Annotated in this window: 1 rRNA gene; it reads left to right on the top strand. The window is 55.1% G+C overall.

What is annotated here, in order from left to right:
- Positions 1 to 288 precede the first annotated feature (288 nt).
- A 23S ribosomal RNA gene (locus ACFVXN_RS18225) occupies positions 289 to 2500 on the top strand; the annotation flags it as partial.

Below are 2500 nucleotides of genomic sequence, written 5' to 3'. Positions count from 1 at the left end.
AACGGCTTGGCAGAGACTGTTTCGTTCCCACATGTGGAACGGCAGACGCTCATGGGTGGAACACTGACAAACTTTCCCGCGTCACGGTCGATCAGATGATCGGCCGGCGGGTGATATATCGATGCACTGTTGGGTCCTGAGGGAACACGCGAGTGTTTTTTCTAGGCAAGAACTTACAAGTGATCATGGTGGTCATACCGGCTGGGGTTTTCCTGGTGTTCGGTGGCGACGAGGACATGGTTGGTTGTGTGTTGTTTGAGAACTGCACAGTGGACGCGAGCATCTTTGTTGTAAGTAATGAAGAGCGTACGGTGGATGCCTTGGCACCAGGAGCCGATGAAGGACGTAGGAGGCTGCGATAAGCCTCGGGGAGCTGTCAACCGAGCTGAGATCCGAGGATGTCCGAATGGGGAAACCCAGCACGAGTGATGTCGTGTTACCCGCACCTGAATATATAGGGTGTGTGGAGGGAACGTGGGGAAGTGAAACATCTCAGTACCCACAGGAAGAGAAAACAATAGTGATTCCGTGAGTAGTGGCGAGCGAAAGCGGAAGAGGCTAAACCATGGATGTGTGATAGCCGGCAGGTGTTGCATTCGTGGGGTTGTGGGGTTCATCTTGTCAATGCTGCCGTGTTGGCCGACAGTAAGAAATCATTGTGTTAGTGGAAGTGGTCTGGAACGGCCTGTCGTAGAGGGTGAGAGTCCCGTACACGAAAACATGATGACTGTCGTGATGGAAACCCAAGTAGCACCGGGCCCGTGAAATCTGGTGTGAATCTGTCGGGACCACCCGATAAGCCTGAATACTCCCTGGTGACCGATAGCGGACTAGTACCGTGAGGGAAAGGTGAAAAGTACCCCGGGAGGGGAGTGAAATAGTACCTGAAACCGTGCGCTTACAATCCGTCAAAGCCTTTGCACACTTCGGTGTGGGGGGTGATGGCGTGCCTTTTGAAGAATGAGCCTGCGAGTTAGTGGCATGTCGCGAGGTTAACCCGTGTGGGGTAGCCGTAGCGAAAGCGAGTCCGAATAGGGCGTTTTAGTGGCATGTTCTAGACCCGAAGCGGAGTGATCTACCCATGGCCAGGTTGAAGCGACGGTAAGACGTCGTGGAGGACCGAACCCACTTAGGTTGAAAACTGAGGGGATGAGCTGTGGGTAGGGGTGAAAGGCCAATCAAACTCCGTGATAGCTGGTTCTCCCCGAAATGCATTTAGGTGCAGCGTCGCGTGTTTCTCACCGGAGGTAGAGCTACTGGATGGTCTAGGGGGCCCACAAGCTTACCGAAATCAGCCAAACTCCGAATGCCGGTGAGTGAGAGCGCGGCAGTGAGACTGCGGGCGATAAGGTTCGTAGTCGAGAGGGAAACAGCCCAGATCGCCAGCTAAGGTCCCTAAGCGTGTACTAAGTGGAAAAGGATGTGGGGTCGCGAAGACAACCAGGAGGTTGGCTTAGAAGCAGCCACCCTTGAAAGAGTGCGTAATAGCTCACTGGTCAAGTGATCCTGCGCCGACAATGTAGCGGGGCTCAAGTACACCACCGAAGCTGCGGCATTCACACAATGCACCCCCTTGATTCTGCGGAGTCTTGGGCAGTGGTGTGGATGGGTAGGGGAGCGTCGTGTGGCCATGGAAGCGGCGGGGTGACCCAGCCGTGGAGGCCACACGAGTGAGAATGCAGGCATGAGTAGCGAAAGACGAGTGAGAAACTCGTCCGCCGAATGACCAAGGGTTCCTGGGCCAGGTTAATCCGCCCAGGGTGAGTCGGGACCTAAGACGAGGCCGACAGGCGTAGCCGATGGACAACGGGTTGATATTCCCGTACCCGTGTGAACGCGCCCCTGGTGAATCAGTGATACTAACCATCCTGAAGCGTCCTTACGCCCCTTCGGGGGCCCTGGATGTGGATGCATGGGACCTGATCTGGTAGTAGCCAAGCGATGGGGTGACGCAGGAAGGTAGCTGAGCCAGTCAGTGGTAATACTGGTGTAAGCCTGTAGGGCGAATGGTAGGCAAATCCGCCATTCACACAGCCTGAGAGGTGACGCATAGCCGAATGAGGCGAATTCAGTGATCCTATGCTGCCGAGAAAAGCCTCTAGCGAGCTTTCACACGGCCCGTACCCCAAACCGACACAGGTGGTCAGGTAGAGAATACTAAGGCGATCGAGATAACTATGGTTAAGGAACTCGGCAAAATGCCCCCGTAACTTCGGGAGAAGGGGGGCCTCGTCCGGTGATCACTCTTGCAGTGTGAGCTGGGTGGGGCCGCAGAGACCAGTGAGAAGCGACTGTTTACTAAAAACACAGGTCCGTGCGAAGTCGTAAGACGATGTATACGGACTGACGCCTGCCCGGTGCTGGAAGGTTAAGAGGACCGGTTAGCCACTTCGGTGGCGAAGCTGAGAATTTAAGCCCCAGTAAACGGCGGTGGTAACTATAACCATCCTAAGGTAGCGAAATTCCTTGTCGGGTAAGTTCCGACCTGCACGAATGGCGT

It is taken from the genome of Cellulomonas sp. NPDC058312 (genome assembly GCF_042880135.1).
In the GTDB taxonomy this organism is placed as follows: domain Bacteria; phylum Actinomycetota; class Actinomycetes; order Actinomycetales; family Cellulomonadaceae; genus Cellulomonas.
This window is presented reverse-complemented; position numbering and strand designations above follow the sequence as displayed.